Annotated in this window: 21 protein-coding genes; 15 read left to right on the forward strand and 6 right to left on the reverse strand. The window is 74.1% G+C overall.

The window, feature by feature from the left end:
* The first annotated feature begins 199 nt into the window (after positions 1-199).
* On the forward strand, positions 200-1,339 hold the full coding sequence (locus RM445_RS03770) for a carboxylate--amine ligase (RefSeq protein WP_311554561.1): 1,140 nt from the start codon (positions 200-202) through the stop codon (positions 1,337-1,339).
* Here the strand turns inward: RM445_RS03770 and RM445_RS03775 are convergent.
* The 3 genes from RM445_RS03775 to RM445_RS03785 form a co-directional block, all read right to left on the reverse strand.
* The gene (locus tag RM445_RS03775; RefSeq protein WP_311554562.1) at positions 1,321-2,601 is read right to left on the reverse strand and encodes a polysaccharide biosynthesis C-terminal domain-containing protein; all 1,281 of its coding nucleotides are present in this window, start codon (positions 2,599-2,601) and stop codon (positions 1,321-1,323) included. The genes RM445_RS03770 and RM445_RS03775 overlap by 19 nt on opposite strands.
* A 40-nt stretch (positions 2,602-2,641) precedes the next feature.
* A complete protein-coding gene (locus RM445_RS03780) occupies positions 2,642-3,745 on the reverse strand; it encodes a glycosyltransferase (protein WP_311554563.1) in 1,104 nt (367 codons plus the stop codon).
* 250 nt (positions 3,746-3,995) lie between these two features.
* Complete coding sequence (locus RM445_RS03785; protein WP_311554564.1) at positions 3,996-5,324, reverse strand: MFS transporter; 1,329 nt, start codon at positions 5,322-5,324, stop codon at positions 3,996-3,998.
* 268 nt (positions 5,325-5,592) lie between these two features.
* Between RM445_RS03785 and infA the strand changes: the two genes are divergently transcribed.
* The 8 genes from infA (at position 5,593) to truA (ending at position 10,354) form a co-directional block, all read left to right on the forward strand.
* Positions 5,593-5,814, forward strand: a complete 222-nt coding sequence (gene infA, locus RM445_RS03790; RefSeq protein WP_028929190.1) for a translation initiation factor IF-1 — start codon at positions 5,593-5,595, stop codon at positions 5,812-5,814.
* A gap of 67 nt (positions 5,815-5,881) precedes the next feature.
* Positions 5,882-5,995: a 50S ribosomal protein L36 gene (gene rpmJ, locus RM445_RS03795; protein WP_018682809.1), complete on the forward strand. Its 114-nt coding sequence runs from the start codon at positions 5,882-5,884 to the stop codon at positions 5,993-5,995.
* A gap of 194 nt (positions 5,996-6,189) precedes the next feature.
* On the forward strand, positions 6,190-6,570 hold the full coding sequence (gene rpsM, locus RM445_RS03800) for a 30S ribosomal protein S13 (protein ID WP_311554565.1): 381 nt from the start codon (positions 6,190-6,192) through the stop codon (positions 6,568-6,570).
* On the forward strand, positions 6,570-6,977 hold the full coding sequence (gene rpsK, locus RM445_RS03805; protein ID WP_311554566.1) for a 30S ribosomal protein S11: 408 nt from the start codon (positions 6,570-6,572) through the stop codon (positions 6,975-6,977). Before rpsM ends, rpsK begins: the two co-directional genes overlap by 1 nt.
* Positions 6,978-6,996: 19 nt before the next feature.
* Positions 6,997-7,602, forward strand: coding sequence for a 30S ribosomal protein S4 (rpsD, locus tag RM445_RS03810; protein ID WP_311554567.1), 606 nt, complete (start codon positions 6,997-6,999; stop codon positions 7,600-7,602).
* A 96-nt stretch (positions 7,603-7,698) separates the two neighbouring features.
* The gene (locus RM445_RS03815; protein ID WP_311554568.1) at positions 7,699-8,745 is read left to right on the forward strand and encodes a DNA-directed RNA polymerase subunit alpha; all 1,047 of its coding nucleotides are present in this window, start codon (positions 7,699-7,701) and stop codon (positions 8,743-8,745) included.
* Between the two features lie 2 nt (positions 8,746-8,747).
* The gene (gene rplQ / locus RM445_RS03820; protein ID WP_311554569.1) at positions 8,748-9,449 is read left to right on the forward strand and encodes a 50S ribosomal protein L17; all 702 of its coding nucleotides are present in this window, start codon (positions 8,748-8,750) and stop codon (positions 9,447-9,449) included.
* Positions 9,450-9,463: 14 nt separating this feature from the next.
* Positions 9,464-10,354 (forward strand): tRNA pseudouridine(38-40) synthase TruA, encoded by an 891-nt coding sequence (gene truA / locus RM445_RS03825; protein WP_311554570.1) that lies wholly within the window; start codon positions 9,464-9,466, stop codon positions 10,352-10,354.
* Here the strand turns inward: truA and RM445_RS03830 are convergent.
* The gene (locus RM445_RS03830) at positions 10,282-10,950 is read right to left on the reverse strand and encodes a hypothetical protein (RefSeq protein WP_311554571.1); all 669 of its coding nucleotides are present in this window, start codon (positions 10,948-10,950) and stop codon (positions 10,282-10,284) included. The genes truA and RM445_RS03830 overlap by 73 nt on opposite strands.
* Before the next feature lie 149 nt (positions 10,951-11,099).
* Between RM445_RS03830 and RM445_RS03835 the strand changes: the two genes are divergently transcribed.
* The 3 genes from RM445_RS03835 (at position 11,100) to eccB (ending at position 13,507) form a co-directional block, all read left to right on the forward strand.
* Positions 11,100-11,555: a nucleoside deaminase gene (locus tag RM445_RS03835; RefSeq protein WP_311554572.1), complete on the forward strand. Its 456-nt coding sequence runs from the start codon at positions 11,100-11,102 to the stop codon at positions 11,553-11,555.
* Between the two features lie 306 nt (positions 11,556-11,861).
* Positions 11,862-12,044, forward strand: coding sequence for a hypothetical protein (locus RM445_RS03840; RefSeq protein ID WP_311554573.1), 183 nt, complete (start codon positions 11,862-11,864; stop codon positions 12,042-12,044).
* A gap of 68 nt (positions 12,045-12,112) precedes the next feature.
* Complete coding sequence (gene eccB / locus RM445_RS03845) at positions 12,113-13,507, forward strand: type VII secretion protein EccB (RefSeq protein WP_311554574.1); 1,395 nt, start codon at positions 12,113-12,115, stop codon at positions 13,505-13,507.
* An 8-nt stretch (positions 13,508-13,515) separates the two neighbouring features.
* Here the strand turns inward: eccB and mycP are convergent, their stop codons facing one another.
* On the reverse strand, positions 13,516-14,676 hold the full coding sequence (gene mycP / locus RM445_RS03850; RefSeq protein ID WP_311554576.1) for a type VII secretion-associated serine protease mycosin: 1,161 nt from the start codon (positions 14,674-14,676) through the stop codon (positions 13,516-13,518).
* Positions 14,673-16,061 (reverse strand): type VII secretion integral membrane protein EccD, encoded by a 1,389-nt coding sequence (gene eccD / locus RM445_RS03855; protein WP_311554577.1) that lies wholly within the window; start codon positions 16,059-16,061, stop codon positions 14,673-14,675. The genes mycP and eccD overlap by 4 nt, the downstream gene beginning before the upstream one ends.
* A gap of 146 nt (positions 16,062-16,207) precedes the next feature.
* On the opposite strand from eccD, the gene eccCa reads away from it, so the two are divergent.
* The 3 genes from eccCa (at position 16,208) to RM445_RS03870 (ending at position 22,113) form a co-directional block, all read left to right on the forward strand.
* Positions 16,208-20,170 (forward strand): type VII secretion protein EccCa, encoded by a 3,963-nt coding sequence (gene eccCa / locus RM445_RS03860; RefSeq protein ID WP_311554578.1) that lies wholly within the window; start codon positions 16,208-16,210, stop codon positions 20,168-20,170.
* Complete coding sequence (locus RM445_RS03865; RefSeq protein WP_311554579.1) at positions 20,167-21,639, forward strand: type VII secretion-associated protein; 1,473 nt, start codon at positions 20,167-20,169, stop codon at positions 21,637-21,639. Before eccCa ends, RM445_RS03865 begins: the two co-directional genes overlap by 4 nt.
* Positions 21,640-21,771: 132 nt before the next feature.
* Positions 21,772-22,113, forward strand: coding sequence for a WXG100 family type VII secretion target (locus tag RM445_RS03870; RefSeq protein ID WP_311554580.1), 342 nt, complete (start codon positions 21,772-21,774; stop codon positions 22,111-22,113).
* Positions 22,114-22,115: the final 2 nt, after the last annotated feature.

Consider the following 22,115-nt stretch of genomic DNA (forward strand, 5'->3'; position numbering starts at 1 on the left):
CGACACGCCGAATGGTGGAGGGTCTGCGGGTTTGAGCCATTCCTCGTCGCGGTAACATTCCGCCCATGTCCGACCTGAGACGTGACAATCTGCACTGCAAGCCGGCGCCGCGGTGACGGCCACGGCGATTGTGGTGTCCGGAGCGACCCACGGTTTGGGCGTGGTGCGGAGTCTGGGTCGTCAGGGTGTTCGCGTTGTCGTGGTCAGCTACGACAAGCGCGACATCGCGTCGAGTTCGCGGTATGCGCGGCAGGTGATCGGGGCTCCGCACCCGGACCGGGACGAGCCGCGGTTCGTGCAGGTCCTGCTGGAGGCGGCCCGCCGGTTCCCGGGGGCGTTGTTGATTCCCGCCTCGGATGCGGCGTTGGGGGCGGTGGCCCGGCACAAGCCGGCACTGGAGGTGGCCGGGCTGGTGGTCGCCAGCGACGACGCTCCGGTGACCGAGACGTTGCTGAACAAGGCGTCGACGTTCGCGCTGGCCCGCTCGGCGGGGGTGCCCGCCCCGGTGACCTTCGCCGTGGCCGACGAGGACGACGTGCGCCGGTTCTGCGCGTCCGCGGAGTTCCCTGCGGTGCTCAAACCCGAGCTCAGTCACGTCTACCGCGAGTTGGTGGGGGTGAAGTGGTCGCGGGTGGACAGCACGCGCGACGCGGTGGAGGCGTACCGGGTGGCGCGGTCACACGGCCTGGAGGTGGTTCTCCAGGAGCTGATTCCGGGTGACGAGCGGTGCGGTGCGGTCTACAACTCCTATTTCTGTGACGGTGAGCCGTTGGTGGAGTTCACGTCGCGAAAGATTCGGAACTCTCCGCCGGACACGGGATCGCCGTCGGTGGTGGTCTCGGAATGGATGCCGGAGGTCGCCGAGCAGGGCCGGCGGTTGTTGCGGGCGGCGAAGTTCTCGGGGTACTCGTGCACGGAGTTCAAGCGGGATCCGCGTGACGGCACGTACAAGGTGATGGAGGTCAACGCCCGGCACAACCTGTCGTCGTTGCTGGCGACCCGGTGCGGGGTGAACTTCCCGTGGATCCAGTACCGGCATCTCGTCGAGGGGGTCGAGCCGGTCGGCTACGAGCCGGGTGGCTATGAGCAGGGCGTGTACTGGGTGGATGTGACCCGGGATCTGCAGAACCTGCGGCACTATCTGGGCCGCCCGGGTTATTCGTGGGCGGAGTTCGCGGAGCCGTATCGGCGGGGTTGTGTGTTCGCGGTGATGGACCGTCGTGATGTTGGCCCGGCGGCGGCACGGGGGGTCGACACGGTGCGGGTCGCGGCGGACAGGATCCGGAGCAGGCTCCGCCGGGGGAGGCGTGGACGCGCCGCCTACGAACCGGTGGCGTGACGGACGTCGTCGAGGTCCTGGCCGATCGTCCGCGGGACGATCTTGCGTAGCAGGACCAGGTACACCCCCGCCATGATCCACCGGACGGCCACGGTCGCCACGACGATCCCGATCGGCCCGATCCAGAGGTAGAAGGCGGCGTCGAGCGCGGCGTTGAGCACGGCGGTGGCGATGGCGATCCACACCATGAAGTGCTGCTTGCGGCTCACCACCAGCATCCGGGTGCCCACCACGTTGAACCCGTGCGCGGGCACCGACAGCATCACCAGGGCACCCCACCAGAACCCCTGGGTCCAGTCGGCGGGAAGCAGGCCGGAGGCCAGTGCGGCCGCGCACCCCAGCACTCCGGCGACGGTGAGCACCGCCGACGCCACGCCGAGCGTCCGGGCGTCGCGACGCAGCATCCGCTCCGCCCGGTCGGCCTCCATCGTGGGCAGCCGTGCCCACGTGGCGACCCGGCGGTAGACGAACGTCAGGGAGAAGAACTGCGCCGCCGCGTACATCAGCCGGTCCGCCATCTCGTACGCGGAGATGTAGCCCGTGCCCGACGACGTCAGGAACAGCCGGTCGACGGCCGGTCCGAGCTGCGTGACCCCCGACGAGGCCGCCTGGGCGATCAGTCCGTGCGCGGGGAGGACCTCCGCCTGCTCCTGAGCCTCACGGGTCTGTATCCGGCGCAGCCGGCGGCAGGAGATCGTGAGGATGACGCCGCGGATCACCTCACCCGCCGGCAGCGCCGCCGCCACCAGCCACAGCGGGGCGCTCGGCCAGGCGAGGAGGAGCATGGCGGGCACCAGCGAGCGCATGGCCTGGACCGCGACGGGGACGACCGGAGCACCGCGGGCCACACACTCCCCGGACAGCATGCTGGCCACCGCGGCCAGCACGGGCGACACCGCGACCACGGCGACGAGCGCGAGGAACTCCCCGCGGTCCGACGACCCGCTCGCGTAGGCGAAGGCGAGCGCCGGAGTGACCAGCAGGGTCAGCAGCAGCGCGAACCGCAGGACGCGCCACCGGAACGCGCGCACCGCCGCCGGGCCGGGTTCGGCGCCACGGCCGAACTGCCGGCCGTACTCGGCGATCGTGGTGAGGTCGACGGCCGAGCTGACGATCACCGACTGGGTGATCGCGACCGACAGGGCCAGCAGCAGGAGGTCGGAGGCGCGCGGGCTCAGCACCAGCGCGGCGACGAACGGGAGCGTGAAGCCGGGGAGCGATCCGATGATCGCCGCCACCGCGCTCGACAGGTCCTTCTTCACCGGCGCCCGTCACGGTGGGAGAAGGGCTCGCCGCGGCCGCTCATCCTGCGGAACGGGCGTCCGGGAAGAAGACTTCCCGCACCACGCGCGGCGCACTCAGCGCGGCCACGGCCTCGACCACCTTCGCGCGGTCGAGGCCCCGGGCGTCGGAGATGGCCCGGGCGAGTTCCTCCGGGTCGCGTCCGCACACGAAACCCGACACGCCCTGCTGGATCAGGCCGCCGGTGTCGCTGCCGTCGGTCACGACCGCGGGCAGCCCGGCCGCCATGGCCTCCACCAGCACACGGGGGAAGCCCTCGTAGCCGGCGTGGGAGGTCATGAGGAACACCGCGGAGCGGCTCCGGGCCTCGGCGACGTCCACGGGGGCGAGGCGGCCCCGGAGGGTGATCCGGCGGCTCACGTCGGGCGGGAGCGCCGCGATCTGCGCCTCGACCGCAGGACGCAGGGTCCCGGAGCCGACCACTTCGAGCGTCCACGGTTCCGCGGCCTCGTCGCGGGCCAGGGCCGCGAAGGCGCTGACGGCCAGCTCGGGGTCCTTGGGCACCTCGAGCCGGCCGACCCACACGACGCCGTACGGATTGGGCTCCTCCGCGGGGGCCGCCGAGATGGCGGGGTCGAACCAGGTGGGCGCGGAGACCGTGCGCGGGTTCCACCGCTGCACCTTCTCGGCGTACGCCGGGTTGAACACGATCACCCGCACCGCGCGCCGCACGATCGACCGGTCCAGCCGCTCGTGCAGGTCGCCGAGGAGGCGCCAGAAGGAGTCGGACGTCGGTCCGAGCAGGCCGCGCTCCTGGGTGTGGATGCAGTAGACGAGCGGGCCACGGAACAGCAGGCGGGCGAAGAGGCCGACGTCCACCCGGTGCGCCTGCACGGATGCGGCGCGCGGGATCCGGGACCGGTAGCGCAGCAACCCCGCGATGAGGCGCGCGGAATAGGGGATGTAGCCCTTGGGGCGGGTGGTGTCGATGCGGGCGACGGGCAGGAACCAGATCTGCCGCTCGCCGCGCTGCACCCGCTGCCAGCGCCCGAGCGGACGATCCGTCGAGCCCGACGTGTCGATACCCACGACACCCAGCGCGACGCCGGGTGGGGCGTAGTTGAGGACGCCCCGCAGGCAGGTGTCGATGCCCCCGATGGTCACGGCGCGGTTCGGGTCGTGCTGCTGGACTATCAGGCGGTCGATCTCGCCGGCACGCGGTGCGTCACCCGCCGCTGCGCCGGTCGAGGCGTCATCGAGGCGCTCCGGGCGTCGCCCACGTCTCCACGGCCGAACCATCCCGCCCCCTCCGAATGTGCCGACGCCACCTGTTCGTGCCGGATGTCGGCTCGTCGGAATCCGACGGTACCGGGCGCCCCCACAGCACCGACGAACCGGTGGGAGCGGTGCCGGGTCACGACGCGGCGACCGGCGCCCGCCGATCGACGTCGAGCGGATGGGCGAGCTCGTCGCGGGGGAGCCGCCAGGCGACGAGTGCGATCACCGCGAGCACCGGGGGCACGATCGCGGCGACGACGAACGTCACGGGTATCCCGATCCGCTCGCCCACCGGGCCGGCCAGGGCCATCGACACGGGCATGAGCGCGAGCGAGACGAAGAAGTCGAGGCTCGACACCCGCCCCATCAGGTGGGCCGGCACCCGGCGCTGCAGCAGGGTGCCCCAGATGACCATCGCGGCGGCGTCGGTCAGACCCACGGCGAGGCTCGCCAGGACCATCACCCAGAGCAGGGTCGACAGCCCGAACGCGACCATCGGCAGCGCGCCCAGGCCCCAGCACAGCAGCATCACCGTCAGGTACCGGCGGGGCAGGCGCGCCGACGACACGAGCAGTGCACCCACTGCGCTGCCGACTCCGTAGGCCGCGAGCACCAGCGACAGCGCGGCGGGTCCGGCGCCCACCCGGTCGCGGATCGCGAACGGCAGGAGCACCTCGATCGGGCCCATGACCACCAGCACGTAGAGGATGGCGAAGGCCAGCGTGGCGAACAGCCAGCCGGTGCGGAACAGGTAGGCGAAGCCCTCGGCGAGCTGGCGGCGTACCGACGGCGCGAGAGCTTCCGGGCCGCCGCCCGGGAGCGTCCGCGCCACGGCCCGCATCGCCGTCAGCGGCAGCAGCGCACCCAGGTACGCGACCCCGGCCCCGAGCAGCGCGACCTCCGGGGAGAACGCGGCCACCAGCAGTCCGGCCAGCGCCGGGCCTGCGGCCTGCTGGGCGAGCGGGCGCAGCATCCCCTCGATACCGTTCGCGGCCAGCAGTTCGTCGGCGGGGAGCAGAACCGGCACCACGGCCGACCACGTGGGGTAGTAGAAGCCTCCCGCGGCGCCGACGACGAACGCCAGCGCCGCGAGCTGCCACATCTGCAGTGCACCGACGAGGGCGAGGACACCGGTGGCGAGCGGGACGACCGTGCGCACCACCTCGACGCCCACCAGCACCGCCCGCTTGGGGAAGCGGTCGGCCGCCACTCCGCCCATCAGCACGGCGACGACCAGCCCGAGACTGGTCGCCGTCGCCACCACCGACAGGTCCGACGGGCCCCCACCCATCTCGATGACCTGCCAGACGAGCGCGACGAGCCAGAGGCCGTCGGCGAGCAGGGACCCTGAGCCCGAGGCGATCAGCAGGCGGTACTCGCGGTGCCGCAACGGCCGCAGCGCCCGCGGCCCGTGCCGCTCCGCCTTCCGGGTGCTGCCGTCCGGGGGAACCCGCTCGTCGGACATCGCTCGCCTCTCCTCCGCCGACAAGCTAGCCGGGAACCCCGACAGAACTCGCCGGGATTACGCTGGATCCCGACCGGACAGGCCGTCGACGGTCGCGGTCGCGCACGGCTCCTACCCCACGCGCAGCAGGTCGTGCAAGCGACGTACACTGGTGTTTCGCGCGCGCCCTCTGGGCTCGTCCTGTCGTGCCTCCCGCACTTCACGGATCGGTTCGTGGCGTGCCCGAGAGCCAGTACCGACACACCATCTGTCACGGAACGCGGAGGACATGGCCAAGAAGGACGGGGCGATCGAGGTCGAGGGCCGGGTCGTCGAACCCCTGCCGAACGCGATGTTCCGCGTGGAGCTGGAGAACGGACACCGGGTTCTGGCCCACATCAGCGGGAAGATGCGGCAGCACTACATCCGGATCCTCCCCGAGGACCGGGTGGTGGTGGAGCTGTCGCCGTACGACCTGACCCGCGGCCGCATCGTCTACCGCTACAAGTGACGCCGACGCTCCCCGCACTTTCCGGGAGCACCACCTACACAGCGACAACCAAGACGGGATCGACGACGTGAAGGTCAACCCGAGCGTCAAGAAGATCTGCGACAAGTGCAAGGTGATCCGCCGTCACGGCCGGGTCATGGTGATCTGCGAGAACCTGCGCCACAAGCAGCGCCAGGGCTGAGCTCCTCTCACAGCAGCCTGCACGTCGCGGTCATCTGACCGCAGCACAGCACGACAAGAACCACCGCGGAACCCGACGAACCTGCCGCGCCACACGGGCGCGGCTCTCTCCCGGAACCGGGCCGGGGCCCGGCCGCTCGTGCGGCCGGGACGGTCGTCGGGAGTACCCGGCACACGACAGGAGCACCCCGCCGCATGGCACGTCTCGCCGGCGTCGACCTCCCCCGCGACAAGCGGATGGAGGTCGCGCTCACCTACATCTACGGGATCGGACGCACCCGGTCGAAGGAGATCCTCAACGCCACGGGGATCGGCTACGACCAGCGGACCAAGGATCTCACCGACGAAGACCTCGTCGCACTGCGCGAGTACATCGAGACCAACTTCCGGGTCGAGGGCGACCTGCGCCGCGAGGTGCAGTCCGACATCCGCCGGAAGATCGAGATCGGCTGCTACCAGGGGATCCGGCACCGCCGGGGCCTGCCGGTGCGCGGCCAGCGGACCAAGACCAACGCCCGCAGCCGCAAGGGTCCGAAGAAGACCGTCGCCGGCAAGAAGAAGGCAGGTAAGAAGTAATGCCGCCCCGCAGCCGTACGGCGGCCGGACCGAAGAAGGTCCGCCGCAAGGAGAAGAAGAACGTCGCGCACGGCCACGCGCACATCAAGAGCACCTTTAACAACACCATCGTGTCCATCACGGACCCGACCGGTGCGGTGATCGCGTGGGCCTCCGCAGGTCACGTCGGTTTCAAGGGCTCGCGCAAGTCGACGCCGTTCGCCGCGCAGATGGCCGCCGAGAGCGCCGCCCGCAAGGCCGCTGAGCACGGCATGAAGAAGGTCGACGTGTTCGTGAAGGGCCCCGGCTCCGGCCGGGAGACCGCGATCCGTTCCCTCCAGGCCGCCGGCCTCGAGGTCGGCACCATCTCCGACGTCACCCCCCAGCCGCACAACGGCTGCCGTCCGCCCAAGCGGCGCCGGGTCTAGGGAAAGGGAGTAACAACTCATGGCTCGTTACACCGGCCCCATGACCCGCAAGTCCCGCCGACTCAAGGTCGACCTCGTCGGCGGCGACCAGGCGTTCGAGCGTCGCCCGTATCCGCCCGGCCAGCACGGCCGGATCCGGATCAAGGAGACCGAGTACCTCCTGCAGATGCAGGAGAAGCAGAAGGCCCGCTTCGGGTACGGCGTGCTGGAGCGTCAGTTCCGCCGCTACTACGAGGAGGCCAACCGTCGCCAGGGCAAGACCGGCGACAACCTGCTGCAGATCCTCGAGTCGCGCCTGGACAACGTCGTGTACCGCGCGGGCCTCGCCCGCACGCGGCGCATGGCGCGCCAGCTGGTGAACCACGGCCACTTCCTGGTCAACGGGAAGAAGGTCGACATCCCCAGCTTCCGCGTCTCGCAGTACGACGTCATCGACGTCAAGCCGAAGTCGATGGCGACCGACCCGTTCATCATCGCCAAGGAGCTGGTCGGCGACCGGCCCGTCCCGGCGTGGCTGCAGGTCGTCCCGAGCAACCTGCGCATCCTCGTGCACCAGCTCCCTGAGCGGGCGCAGATCGACACGCAGGTCACCGAGCAGCTGATCGTCGAGCTCTACTCCAAGTAAGGGGTAGTGCTCGATCCCCCGGCCCTGCAGTGGGGTCGGGGGCTCACTGCGGCATCAAATAGTGGGTGCCGCGGCAAACCGAATGGAGAAACACCTGTGCTGATCTCTCAGCGCCCTGCTCTGGCCGAGGACACGGTCACCGACACGCGGTCCAGGTTCGTCATCGAGCCGCTCGAGCCCGGCTTCGGCTACACGCTGGGCAACTCGCTCCGGCGCACCCTCCTGTCGTCCATCCCCGGCGCGGCCGTGACCAGCATCCGGATCGACGGCGTGCTGCACGAGTTCACCACCGTGCCGGGTGTCAAGGAGGACGTCACCGACATCATCCTCAACCTCAAGGAGCTCGTCGTGAGCTCCGAGGAGGATGAGCCGGTGACCATGTACCTGCGCAAGCAGGGCCCCGGCCCGGTCACCGCCGGCGACATCGTGCCTCCGGCCGGCGTCACCGTGCACAACCCGGACCTGCACATCGCCACCCTGAACGACAAGGGCCGCCTCGAGGTCGAGCTGGTCGTCGAGCGGGGCCGTGGCTACGTGCCCGCCCAGCAGAACAAGACCACCGGCGCCGAGATCGGCCGCATCCCGGTCGACTCGATCTACTCGCCGGTGCTGAAGGTGACCTACAAGGTCGAGGCCACCCGTGTCGAGCAGCGCACGGACTTCGACCGGCTGGTCCTGGACGTCGAGTCCAAGCCCTCGATCACCCCGCGGGACGCCCTGGCCTCGGCCGGCAAGACCCTGGTCGAGCTGTTCGGGCTCGCCCGCGAGCTGAACGTCGACGCCGAGGGCATCGAGATCGGCCCGTCGCCGCAGGAGGCCGACACCATCGCGGCCTTCGCGATGCCGATCGAGGAGCTGGACCTCACCGTCCGCTCGTACAACTGCCTCAAGCGCGAGGGCATCCACACCGTGGGTGAGCTCGTGGGCCGCAGCGAGGCCGACCTGCTCGACATCCGCAACTTCGGTGCGAAGTCGATCGACGAGGTCAAGATGAAGCTCGTCGGCCTCGGCCTCGCGCTCAAGGACAGCCCGCCCGGGTTCGACCCGTCCGTCGCGGCGGCGGACTACACCACGGACACGTTCGACCCGGACCAGCCGTTCGGTGACGACGGCCAGGACTACGCAGAGACGGAGCAGCTCTAGCCATGCCCCAGCCCACCAAGGGTGCCCGCCTCGGCGGCTCGCCCGCGCACCAGCGGCTGATCCTGGCCAACCTGGCGACCTCGCTGTTCCAGCACGGCAAGATCACCACGACGGCGGCCAAGGCCAAGCGCCTGCGGCCGTACGCCGAGCGCCTGATCACCAAGGCCAAGCGCGGCGATCTGCACAACCGGCGCGAGATCCAGAAGCTGATCCGGGACCGGGAGACCGTGCACCGTCTGATGCACGAGATCGGCCCGTTCTTCGCCGACCGCAACGGCGGCTACACGCGCATCACCAAGACGCTGTCACGCCAGGGCGACAACGCTCCCATGGCAGTGATCGAATTGGTGTCGCAGAAGACCGTCACGGACGAGGCGGACCGGGCTCGGCGCGTCGCCGGGTCGCAGAGCCGTCGGCCGGCCGCCACGGCGGCTCCGGCGGAGACGGCTCCTGCCGCGGACGACACCGCGACGGAGGCGGCCCCGGCCGCTGACGACACGTCGAGCGCCGACTCCACCGCGGGGTCGACGACCGAGGTCACCGCCGACCGCAACGCGGTCGACGAGGCCGAGGGGTCGGCGGCGGAGCCTGCCGACGAGCAGGAGTCGGCGCCGACCACGGCGTCGGCACCCGGTTCGGCGGCGGCCCGCACGGACTCCGAGGAGGGCTCTTCGGGGCCCGTGGGGCCCGGACGCGAGTCCTGACCCCACTGCACGACATGCGCGAGCCCGCCGTCCCCCCGGACGGCGGGCTCGTCGCCGTTCCGGCCCCGTTCCCCGAGGCTCCGGTGCCCGAGCGACGCCGCACCGCCCGGTTCCGGCTCGACATCGCCTACGACGGCACCGACTTCTCCGGCTGGGCGGCCCAGCCCGGACGCCGCACCGTCGCCGGGGTGCTCACCGATGCGCTGGCGGTCGTGCTGCGTGAGTCCGTCGCGCTGACCGTCGCGGGGCGGACCGACGCCGGCGTGCACGCCACGGGGCAGGTCGCCTCCACGGACCTGCCCGCCGAGGTCGACCCCACCCGGCTCGTGCGCAGGCTGGCCCGGCTGCTGCCGTCGGACGTCCGGATCACCGCGGTCAGGCCCGTTCCGGCGGAGTTCGACGCCCGGTTCGCGGCGCTCCGCCGCCACTACCGCTACCGCATCGCCACCGCGCCGTGGGGTGCCGACCCGCTGCGCGCCCGCGACACGCTGGCCTGGCCGCATCCGTTGGACCTCGACGCCGTCGCCGCCGCGTCCGCCGGCCTGCTCGGTGAGCACGACTTCGCCGCCTTCTGCAAGCGCCGGGAGGGCGCGACGACCGTGCGAGCCCTGCAGCGCCTGGACTGGACGCGTGGGCCGGACGGCGTCGTCGAGGCGGCGGTGTCGGCCGACGCGTTCTGCCACTCGATGGTGCGCAGTCTCGTCGGGGCGCTGCTCGACGTGGGCCGCGGCCGGCGGGCCGTCACCTGGCCCGCCGCGCTCCTCAGCCGCGCTGAGCGGGCCTCGGACGTGGGCGTGGCTCCCGCCCACGGGCTCACGCTCGTCGGCGTCGACTACCCGCCGGACGACGAGCTGGCGGCGCGGGCGGAGGTCACCCGTCGGCTGCGGGTGCCCGGCGGCGCGTAGGCGGCGACCGCTGCGGCGAGCAGCACGCAGCCGGCCGCGACCAGCACGCCGTGCGCGATGCGTAGCTCCGGGGCGGCGAAGAACTGCGGCAGATACAGCGCGAACCCGACGGCGAACGCGGCACCTCCCCCGCGGGGCAGGACCCCCGACCGCAGCACCGCCACCGCCGCGAGGACGCCGGCCACGGCGAAGGCGGCGAGCCCGACACCGAACACGGTCACCTGGATCGCGCCCATCCGGATCGCCTCGACGAGCGCGGGATCGACGTCGCCGCGCGTGCCGAGGGTGTGCAGGGCGAAGGCCTCGGCGCCGTAGTAGGGCAGCACGAGCGCGGTGCCGAGCCACCACGTGCCCAGCGCCCCTCGAGCGGCGCCGGCCTCCGGGCCGTCCGACAGCACGTCCCGTAGCCCGAGCAGGCCCACCGCCACGAGCGCGAACCCCGCGACGGCGGCGAGGTGGGCGAGCGGCCACGCCACTGAGGCGAAAGCCGTCCGTTCGCCGTCGGCGGTCACGTCGCCCCAGGGACGGACGGCGGGGTAGAGCGCCAGAAGGACGCCACCGGCGATGAGGGCGCGCGTGGCGTGGCGGCTGGTCATGGGATGCCTCCGGCGAGATCGGTGCTCTCTCTTGAGAGCATCGTGCGCGCTTGGTCGAGCTTCGTCAAGAGCACTGCTCTCGATTCATATACGTGTTCGCAACATGCACCGGTTGCCGAACGGGGTGACGGCCCCGCAGAGTGGCGGTCGTGCCCGAATCCGACCTCACGTCACTGCTCGACGTCGCCCTCGACGAGGCCCGCGCCGGACTCGCGGAGGGCGGCATCCCGATCGGGGCCGCGCTGTTCGCCGCCGACGGAACCCTGCTCGGCCGCGGCCACAACCGCCGCGTCCAGGACGGCGACCCGTCGATGCACGCCGAGACGGCCGCGTTCCGTGCTGCGGGCCGCCAGCGCGACTACCGCAAGACCGTCATGGTGACGACCTTGTCGCCCTGCTGGTACTGCAGCGGGCTGGTGCGGCAGTTCGGCATCGGCGCGGTGGTGGTCGGGGAGTCGCGCACGTTCACCGGCGGCCGCGACTGGTTGGCCGAGCACGGGGTCGACGTCACGCTGCTCGACGACGAGCGGTGCGTCACGCTGATGGAGGACTTCATCGCCGCACGGCCGGAGCTGTGGCACGAGGACATCGGGGAGGCCCCGTGACGGCGCCGGGCACAACGCCATCCCCTGCCCGGCGCTTCTTCGCCCTGTCCGACGACGTCTAGCGGCGCTACGCGGTGCACATCGGCGGGCGCGGGTGGCTCGCGCCGGGTGTGGAGGCCAACGGCCTCGTCGAGGGCACCGGAGACACCGCCGGGCCTCAAGGAGCCGTTCGCGGCCGGACCGGACACGCCGACCGGCGACCCCGACGTGGACGCGGTGTGCTCCCGCCCAACGTCTGGCCCAACGAGGTGCTCGCTCCGCTCGCTCACCGGACCGGCCTTGCGGTGGAGCTCGGGACGCCACCGCGTGCTACCGCCACAGGCGGCGCATCCGGACGAGGAGCTCATGTCGCTCGTCTTCTTCTACGAGCTCGACCACGACACCGTCGTCACCCCGCTGGCTCCGCCGGTGGGCAGGCACGGGGGGCTCGACCCCGTGGTGACCGCGCCGTTCACCCGGGAGCGCCTCGACGCGATCTCCGTGGGCTGATCAGGGAACGGTCCGCCGGTTTTCCGGAACGGCCTCGGGGCCGGTGACGTCCGTCTAGCGTCCTGCGAGTGGCGCCTCCGACACCGGCCACCCGCGACCAGGCCGACGCGTACCGCTTCGGCCTGCGTCGGCTGGAGGCCGCCCTGGTCCGCGGCGACCCGGTGCCCGTGCACGAGCAGGTGCGTGCACAGCGCCGGGCCGTCGCAGCCGGGGTCGTGCTCGGCGTCCTCGGTCTGGTCGGGGCGCTGGTGACGGCGGTCGTCGCTCCGCGTCCGCCGTGGCAGCAGCAGGACCTGGTGGTCGGCAGGCCGTCGGGCGCGTTGTACGTCGTCGCGCACGAACCGGACCGGCTGGTGCCTGTCGCGAACGCCGTCGCGGGGCGGCTCGTGCTCGCCGCGCTGCGGTCCGTGCCGGTGCGTGCCGGCCCGGTACTCGTCGACGACGAGGCCCTCGTCGGTGCACCGCGGACCCCCGCGGCGGCCGTCGCGGGCGCCGTGGGCGCGGACCCGCAGCGGCGGATCGCGCCGCGGTGGGCGGTCTGCGACGAGGTCGGGCCCACGGGCACGCTGCTCGGAACGACCGTGGTCTCGGGTGCGGTGCCCGGCCCGGACCCGGTCGAAGCCGTTCTGCTCGCGGTGCCCGGGGGAGACACGTGGCTGGTCACGGGGGGCCGCCGGCACCGGGTCGACCTCCGGGACGCTCCGGTGCGCACGGCACTCGGGCTCACCGGCCGCACACCTCGTCCGGCGTCGCCCGGCCTCGTCTCGGCCCTTCCCGAGGGGCCGCCGCTGGTGACGCCGGTCGTCCGCCGCGCGGGGGCACCCGGGCCGCCGGGTCTGCGGGCGCGGATCGGCGACGTGGTCGTGAGCCGGCCCGCGGGTGCCGCCCCACGCCGTCACGTCGTCCTCGACGGTGGCCTCCAGGAGGTGTCGCCGCTGGCGGCGGACGTACTGGCCGCGAGATCCGGTGCCGCGGCGACCGAGATCGGCCCCGGGGTCGTCGCCCGCGTCGCCCCGGTGCGCCGGCTCGACGTCGCGGGCTGGCCCGTCGCCGCGCCGGCACTCCGTGAACCGGTTGAGACGCCGGTGACCTGCTGGACCTGGTCCGGCGAGCCCGGAGGGGCCCCGGCGGGCGGCGTGCACCTGGGCCGGATGCCGACAGTGGGCCCGCCCGTGGCCCTGGCCGGGGCGGACGGCGCCGGCATCGGGCTGGATGCGGTGGTGGTGGGCGAGGGCGGCGCGGTGCGGGCGTCGGCGCCGGGTGTCGCGCCGGGGGCGGGCACGGTGTGGGTGGTCTCCTCCGGAGGGGTCGCCCACGGGGTCGCGGACGACGCGACGGCTGCCGCTCTCGGGATCGGTGACCCTGCGCCGGCACCGGAGTCGGCACTGCGGCTCCTGCCCACCGGACCCGTGCTGGATGTCGCCACCGCGACGCGGACAGTCGACGTGGCGACCGTGGAGTAGGGCCTCGGTCAGGGCGGCGTGCGGGGGTGGCGCCGCAGCACACCCGTCGTCGCCGTCGCGATCGTCAGCAGCGTCGCCAGCGCGGCGAGTGGCCACCCGGCCCTCGGCGTCGCCGGCGCGGGCCTGGCGAGCTCGGACGTCACGCCGGGTGTGGGGGAGCTGAGCGACGCGGGCTCACTGGTCAATGCAGCGACCAGGTCGACGACTCCGGATCCGACCGCGTCGTCGCGGCCGGCCGGTGGACGCCGGGCCGTCGCGGTGATGCGGTTCGTGACCTCGCGCGCGCTGAGGCCGGGGTGGTGCTCGCGGATCAGCGCGGCGAGCCCGGCGACGAGTGGGGCGGCGAAGCTGGTGCCGTCGAGCAGTGGCCCGGTTCCTCCGCCGGCGGTCAACGAGCGCACGTCCGTGCCGGGCGCGGCCACGTCGACCCACGGGCCCGGCATCGTGAACCGCGCCGGGCGGTCGTCCGGGCCGACAGCGCCGACGGTCAGCACGTCGTCGTCCCAGCCGGGCAGGGAGACCAGGTCGGGCCGGTCCGCGGCACAACCGCCGCTGTCCAGGTTGCCCGCCGCCGCCACGACCACCACGTCCGCGGCAGCGGCCGCCCGGAGTGCCGAATGCACCGCCGCACCGTCGACCGCGGCCCGCTCGGCGGGCAGACACACCGCGCCCGAGATGTTCACGACGGTGGCGCCGGCCTCGACCGACCGTCGCACCGCCGCAGCCAGGGAACCGAGGTCGCCCGCCGGGTGGCCGTCGGCGCCGGCCACCGTCGGGCTGAACTGCCGGACGGCGAGGATCCGGGCGTCCGGGGCGACCCCGACGAAGCCGTCGCGCGAGTCGGCAGCGGCGCCGATCAGCCCGGCCACCGCGGTGCCGTGGCCGTCGCAGTCGTCGAGCCCGGTGCCGCCGGCGAGGGCGTCGCCCAGTCCGACGAGCCGCCCCGCGAGCCGGGAGTGTGGCGCCACCCCCGTGTCGATCACGGCGATCCGCTGTCCGCGTCCGGTGGCCACGGTGTGTACCGCGGGCAGGCACAGCCGCTCGGCAGGACCGGGTCCGGCGCGCTCGGCGGCGGCCGCCGGAGGCTGGCACCTGACCGACGACGCACCGGGTGTGGGAACCGGGGCGAGCAAGGTCAGCATCGCGACGACCGCCGCTACGCCGCTCACAGCCCGCGGACCAGGGCGAAGACGCCCGCGGCGGCGAGTGCCAGCGGGACCGCGACGACGGTGAGGAGGCCTTCGGTGATGTCGACGGCGCGGCGGAGCACCGGCGAGGCGACGTCCGGTGCCCGGCCGACCGCGACGACGACCCCCGCCGCGCCCCCGAGCAGTGCGAGTGCGCCACCCAGTCGGCCGACCGGACCGGTCGCGAGCGCGGCCGAAGCCACCAGGACCGTTGCGGTCGCCGTACCGGCGACGAGGTGTACCCACGCCGTCGGCGGGTCGGCGTACCCGCGGGCGCGCAGGAGCAGCACCGCCGCGACGACCGCAGCCAGCACCGGGCCCGCCCAGCCGGACCGCCCGTCCGCGGCCACGACCGGTGCGGCCACGGCGGCGACCACGGCGCAGCCGCCGGACAGCCCGGCGAGCACGGCCCGGGCGAGGCGGGCGCGGGTAGCCAGGTCGGCGGGCGGCAGCAGGTCCCGGCCCGTGTCCGCGGCGACGAGATCGGTCGCGTCGGTGGGGACGGCGGGCCGGGGCAGGCCGGCCAGGCGCAGCGTGAGCCGGGGCAGGAGCGGTACCGCCGAGACCACGGCTGCGGCGGTGAGGGCGGCGATCGCGTGCGTGGGCACGTCGAACCACAGGCGGGCGACGGCGGCCGCGGCGGTCAGTACGGCGGCCAGAACGATGCCGATGAGTGCGGACCGGGCCGTGCGCACGGCGACCTGTGCGAGCGCGGCAGCCGTTCCGGCGGCTACCACGGCGAGCAGCAGCCGGGCGACGTCGGACGGTCCGGGTGCGGCGACCCAGCCGGCCGAAGCGGCCGGCGGCACCGCACACAGGGCCGGCAGCAGCGCTGCCGTCGGCGATGCGCTGGATTCCCGAACGGCCGTGTCCCGGCCGAGCTGTGCGGCCCGGACGATCGCCGCGGTCGCCCCCAGCCCGCCGAGGGCGAGCGCGCCCCAGGCGTACGGCGCGGGTCCGTCGCCGGCTCCGCCCAGCACCAGTGCAGCGGCCGGGACGACGCCGGCCAGGACGACCGCGGCCCGTCGCTGCCGAGCGGGCTCCGCATCGGATGCGGTGAGCGCCGCCAGCGCGTCGACCGGGTCGTCGAACACCACGGGCGGCGGGGGCGGAGCCATCGGTCCGAGGCGCAGCAGCTCCCCGTCGACGACGCCGAGTTCGTCCAGCGTGGCGTCCGGAGGCAGCACGCCGCCGGTCGCGCCCGTGAGCCGCCACGGCTCGGGCCGCGCGGAATCGCCGTGCCGGCCGAACAGCTCCATCAGCATCGGCACCAGCTCGGCGGCCGGCACGTCGGCGGGCACGGCGACGTCGGCGCGGGTGCCCGGGGCGAGCACGGTCAGCCGGCAGTAGGCGGGCGGCGCGGGCACGGAGCCTCCTCGCAGATCGTCTTCCCGGACATCGACGGGGGCCGCCGACGGTTCCCCGGAACGGCCACGAAATGTCGGTACAACTGCCTACTATCGCCGCGCCGAGGGCCCGTACGGGGCCGTTTCGCTGAACTCGGGGGAGTGCGATGAGCACGGTCGAGGTGCCGCGGCCGCCGCGTGTCGTCCCGCGCATGCCGGGCGGCGAGCTGGCTCTCGAGCCGCCCCCCGAGCCCGAGCGGCCGGTTCCCGCCGGGCTCCTCGCCCGGTTGCTCCCGGCGGTGATGCTCGTGGGCTCGGTCGCCTTCGTCGCCCTGGGACCGCGGGAACCCTCGTCGATCCTCTTCGGCGGCATGTTCGCGCTGTCGACCGTCGGGATGCTGCTCGTCGGCGGCGGCGGACGCAGCGCCGGCCAGCGGCAGGCGGCGGTGGACGAGGAGCGGCGCGACTACCTGCGCTACCTGGCCACGACCCGGCGGCGCGTCCGGGCGATCGCCACCGAGCAACGGGCGGCCCTCGAGCACGTTCACCCAGATCCCGCGGCGTGGCCCGTGGTCGTCGCGTCGGGCCGGTTGTGGGAGCGCCGGAGTGCGGACCCCGACTTCGGCCTGTTGCGCGTGGGCACCGGTGCACAGCGGTTGGCGACCACGCTGATCGCCCCGCAGACCGGCCCCGTCGAGGGGCTCGAGCCGGTCACGGCCCTCGCCCTGCGCCGCTTCCTGCGCGCGCACGCGGTGGTCCCCGAGTTGCCGGTCGCGCTGTCGCTCCGCGGCACCTCCGCGATCTGGCTCGAGCCCGCACCGGGGGCCGAGCCCGGACACGTCCGTGCGCTGGCCCGCGCACTGGTGGCGCAGTACGTGCTCTGGCACGGCCCGGCCGACGCGCTGCTCGCGGTCGTGGCGCCGCCCTACCTGGCGCCGGAGTGGGAGTGGGTCAAGTGGCTGCCGCACGTCGGCCACCCGCGGGCCGTCGACGCCGTCGGCCCGGTGCGGATGGTCACGGCGGAGGTGGACGACGTCCGGCGGTGGTGGGAGGCCGCGCTCGCCGGCCGGACGCCGGGAGGCGGGCCGGGGGAGCCGCACCTGCTCGTGGTCGTCGACGACGCGGCCGGCCCCGGCTCGTGGGCCGCCGTCGCGGGGACGACGGTGCTCCGCGTCGGTGCCCCGCCCGGTCGGCGGCCCACACCTGCGGTGGTGCGCCTCCTCGTCGGTCCGGCCGAACTCTCGTGGGTGGACGGTGCAGGAACCGCCGCGGCCGTCGGGCGGCCGGACGTGTTCTCCGCCGCGGAGGCGTCGGCGCTGGCCCGTCGCCTCGCCCGGTACCGGCCCGCCGGTTCGGGCTCCACCGCCGGCCCGGCCACGGCGGCCGGCCTCCCCGAGCTGCTCGGGCTGGACCCTCCGGGGCCCGGTGCGCGTCGTGGGGCGATCACCTCCGCCGCCGTCGGCGCTCTGCGTGCGCGCCACGGCCGCCGTGCCGCGGACCGGTTGCGCGTACCGGTCGGCGTCGACGAGGCGGGCGCGCCGGTGGCGCTGGACCTCAAGGAGTCCGCCGAGGGCGGCAGCGGTCCGCACGGCCTCTGCATCGGGGCCACCGGCTCGGGCAAGAGCGAACTCCTCCGGACGTTGGTCCTCGGCCTGGTGGCCACGCACTCGTCGGCCGATCTGAACCTCGTGCTCGTCGACTTCAAGGGCGGGGCGACCTTCCTCGGCCTCGCCGCCCTGCCGCACGTGTCCGCCGTGATCACGAACCTGGCCGACGAACTGCCGCTCGTCGACCGCATGGCGGACGCCCTGGAGGGCGAGCTCACCCGGCGGCAGGAGCTGCTGCGCGCCGCGGGGAACCTGACGGGAACGGCGGAGTACGCGGCGGTGCGCCGCACCGCGGGCAGCGACCTGCCGCCGTTGCCGGCGCTGCTCGTGGTCGTCGACGAGTTCTCCGAGCTGCTCGCGCAGCGGCCGGAGCTCATCGAGCTCCTGGGCACGATCGGGCGGCTGGGCCGGTCGCTGGGCATGCACCTGCTGCTGGCGTCGCAACGGCTGGACGAGGGCCGGCTCCGCGGCCTGGACTCGCACCTGTCCTACCGCATCGCGCTGCGCACGTTCTCGGCCGCCGAGTCGCGCGCAGTGCTGGGGGTCCCGGACGCGCACCAGCTGCCGTCCGCGCCCGGATCCGCGTTCCTGTCCACGGGTACCGGCGAGCTGGTGCGGTTCCGGGCCGCGTACGTCTCCGGTCCGGCTCCCACCACCGCGGACGTCGGGGGGCCCGCCCCGCCCCGCCGGGCACACCGCTTCCGCGTCGGGCCGGTGGGTGCCGCGCCCGCCCCCGGACCGCTTCCCGGCGAGGCGGGCGGTCCCACGGTGCTGGACGCGATGATCACCGCGATGGCCGGACACGGACCGCCTGCGCACCGTGTGTGGTTGCCTCCGCTCGACGCGCCACCACCGCTCGACGAGCTGCTCGGCAGGCCCGTCGTCCGACCGGGGCGGGGCCTCGTGGCCCCGGTGCCCTGCGGCGGCCTGCGTGTTCCCGTCGGTGTGGTCGACCGGCCGTACCTGCAACGCCACGAGCTCCGGACGGTCGACCTCACGGATGCAGCCGGCCACGTCGTGGTGGTCGGCGGCCCGCGGGCGGGCAAGTCGGCGGCGCTGCGGACGGTGCTGCTGGCACTCGCGCTGACCCACACCCCGGCCGAGCTCGGCGTGCACGTCCTGGACTTCGGCGGCGGTGGCATGAGAGTGCTGGCGGGCCTGCCGCACGTCGGCACGATCACCGACCGCCAGCACCCGGACGTCGCGCGCCGTGTCGTCGCCGAGCTCACGGCGGCGCTGGTCCGACGCGAACGGCTCTTCCGGGCCGCGGGCGTCGCCTCGATCGAGGAGTTCCGGGCCCGCCGCGCCGCAGGCGAGTTCCCGGACGAGCCGGCGACGGACGTCCTGCTCGTGGTCGACGGCTACCTGGTGCTGCGCGGCGAGTTCGACGACCTGGAGGCGGCGCTGCTGCCACTCGCGGCCCAGGGACTCTCCTACGGCCTGCACCTCGTGGTGTCGGCGAACCGGTGGAGCGAGCTGCGGCCCGCGGTCAAGGACCTTCTCGGAAGCCGCATCGAGCTGCGACTGGGCGAGCCGGCCGAGTCCGAGATCGACCGGCGGCGCGCCGCCGCCGTGCCTGCACGGCCGGGCCACGGGTTGGACGCGAACGGCGCGCCGATGGTGGTCGCCGCACCGTGGTTGTCGGCCCGTGCCCCTGCGGAGGGCGACGGCGACACCGGCGGGCTCGTGGCCGCGGTCGGCGGCGCGTGGACCGGCAGCCCGTTCCCGCCGGTGTCGCTGCTCCCGGACCTCGTCCGTCTGGACGACGTCCGCGCCGACGGTCCGGACCACGAGCTCGTCGGCGTCCCGATCGGCGTCGACGAGGAGGGTCTCGCTCCGGTCGGTGTGGACCTCGCCGCCGACCCGCACCTGCTCTGCTTCGCCGACGCCGAGAGCGGCAAGACCACGCTGCTCCGGGTGCTCGTGCGTGGCCTCGTCGGGCGGTACGCGCCGGACGAGCTGCGGATCGTGGTCGTCGACTACCGCCGGGGCCTGCTCGGAGCGGTCCCCGCGTCGCACCTGATCGCCTACGCCGGTACGGCCGACGCCGCGGCGGAGGCCACCCGGGACGTCGCGGCGTCGTTGCGCGCCCGGCTCCCCGGCGCCGACGTCGGCCCGCGCGAGTTGCGCGCGCGGAACTGGTGGAGCGGCCCCGAGGTCGTCGTGCTCGTCGACGACTACGACCTCGTCGCCCCGGCGGGCGGGAGCACGGCCAACCCGCTGCTGCCGCTCGTCGAGTTCTTGCCGCAGGCCAAGGACGTCGGGCTGCACGTGGTACTCGCCCGGCGTTGCGGCGGAGCGGCACGAGCGCTGTTCGACCCGGTGCTCGGCAGGCTGCGGGAGCTCGCGGTCCTCGGTTTGGTGATGAACGGCAGCCCGGACGAGGGCATGCTGCTCGGGACCGTCAGACCCCGGCCGCTGCCACCGGGCCGGGCCACGCTCGTCGACCGCCGTCGCGGCGACCGCCATGTCCAGCTCGCCTGGATCCCGCCCGAGCCCGAACCGGAACCGGTGCCTCCGTGAACCGGGTGGCGGTCCAGCTCGGCACCGCACGGCTGCGGGTGGCGATCGCGGATCCGCGGCCGCGGCTGCTCGCCGAGCTGCCGGTACCGGAGACCGGTCCGTCCGGTCCGGACCTCGCCGGGTACACCGCACTGCTCGACCGGCCTGCCGACGAGCTCCTCGTCGTGCACGGCCTGGGCGCGCTGCCGGTGGTGCCGGCCACGACAGCGGCCGTCGTGCGGTTCGTTCCGGCGGCGGTCGCGGCGCTCGGATCCGTCGACGCCGCGGCGACCGGCGACCCCGATCGCCCGGTGCCCGACGCCGTGGTCGTCGATTGCGGCCACCGCGGCACCGACGTGGTGCACCTCGCTGGTGGCCGGATCGTGGCGGCGAGTCGGGTCCCGGTCGGGGGCGCGGTGCTCGACGCCGTCACCGCGGAGCTCATCGGTCTCATCGGTACCGAGCAGGGCGTCCGCGGAACCGTCGGCCCGGCCGAGGCGCACGCCGCCCGCGAGACGTTGTCCCTGCAGCCGGCGGTCGAGGTCGGGCATCCGCCGGTCGAACTCGACGCTCTCGCGCTCCGTGACGCACTGACCCCGTCGATGGCCGGAATCGTCGATGCCGTCCGTGCGCTGACGGAAGGCGCCGGGCCGGTACCGCCGCCGGTGCTGCTGATCGGCGGAGTCGCCCGGTCGCCGCTGCTCGCCGAGCTGCTCGACGCGGCGGGGGTTCCCGACGTGCGCGTGATCCCGCACCCGGACAGCGCCGCGGTGGTGGGTGCGCTGCGTCTGCCACCGCGCCTGCCTGCGGGAGCACCGCCCGACTCCCGGTCGACCGCGCCGTCCGCATCCTCCGGCGGCCCGCCCGAGGCGTTCTGGCTTCCACCTGTGGCTCGGCCCCGGCACCGTCTGCTCCGGGCGATGGCCGTCGGGGTTACGGCAGGCGTCGCCGTCGCAGGACTGCACGCGGCGGGCACCGCGTTGCCGGCGACCGGCCCCGCCCCGGCCGCCGACGGTGGCGATCTCGTCCAGTACGGCTACGCCGTGCGGCTGCCGGCAGGGTGGGCCCACACGGGTGGACTGCCGGAACGGCGGCGCAGCCTGTTGACGCCCCTCGGCGCGCCGGACGGCAGCGACCTCATCTCCGTCGAGCGCACACCGCTCGGGTACGACGCCGACGCCGAGCCGCAGCGCGCCCGCGCCGAGCTGCGGACCGAGTTCGACCGGACGGTGTCGGTGGGCGCGGCGCTGTCCGGGTTCGACGCCGACGCCCGCTTCGGGGGCCGGCCGGTCGTGACGTACCGCGAGACCGGTGGCCCCGGTGGGACGGACGGCAACGGGCCGAGCGCGGACCCCACCGAGGTCGACTGGTACGTGCTGCTCGACGGCGACGCGCAGGTGAGCGTCGGCTGCCGGCACACCGCCGCCCACGCCGCCGTGGTGGCGAGGGCGTGCGCGACGGTCGTCGGGTCGCTCCACCGCACGGTGTGATCGCCGGGGACCGGCGGCGTTCGCAGATGCACACGGTTTCCCGATAAGCCCACGCGGACGCCGGCCGTGCTGCCACCGTTCATCGGACGGCAGTCGGCAGCAGCACGGGGCAGCAGGGGATCGGGAGACGACATGGCGGACGGACAGGACATCGGCGGAGCGGGAGCGGCCGGGTTCGGCACGACGGTCGAGGAGATGGCCCGCGCCGGCAGGCACGTGCTCGACGTCGACGCGGAGGTGCAGGCCGACCTCGCCGCACTGCGGGGGCAGCTGGCGCCGCTGCAGGGCGCGTGGGTGGGCGAGGCGGCCAGCACCTTCAGCGCTCTGATGGTGCGGTGGGACGCCGACGCCCGTGCGCTGAGCGAGGCGCTGCGCGCCATCGGTGAGGCGATCCAGGGCTCGGGCCGCACCTATCAGCAGCAGGAAGAGGCCCAGTACACCGGGCTGTCGGCGATCCGCGCGGCTCTGGGCTGAGC

The sequence above is a fragment of the Pseudonocardia charpentierae genome, from assembly GCF_031845345.1.
Taxonomy (GTDB): Bacteria; Actinomycetota; Actinomycetes; order Mycobacteriales; family Pseudonocardiaceae; genus Pseudonocardia; species Pseudonocardia charpentierae.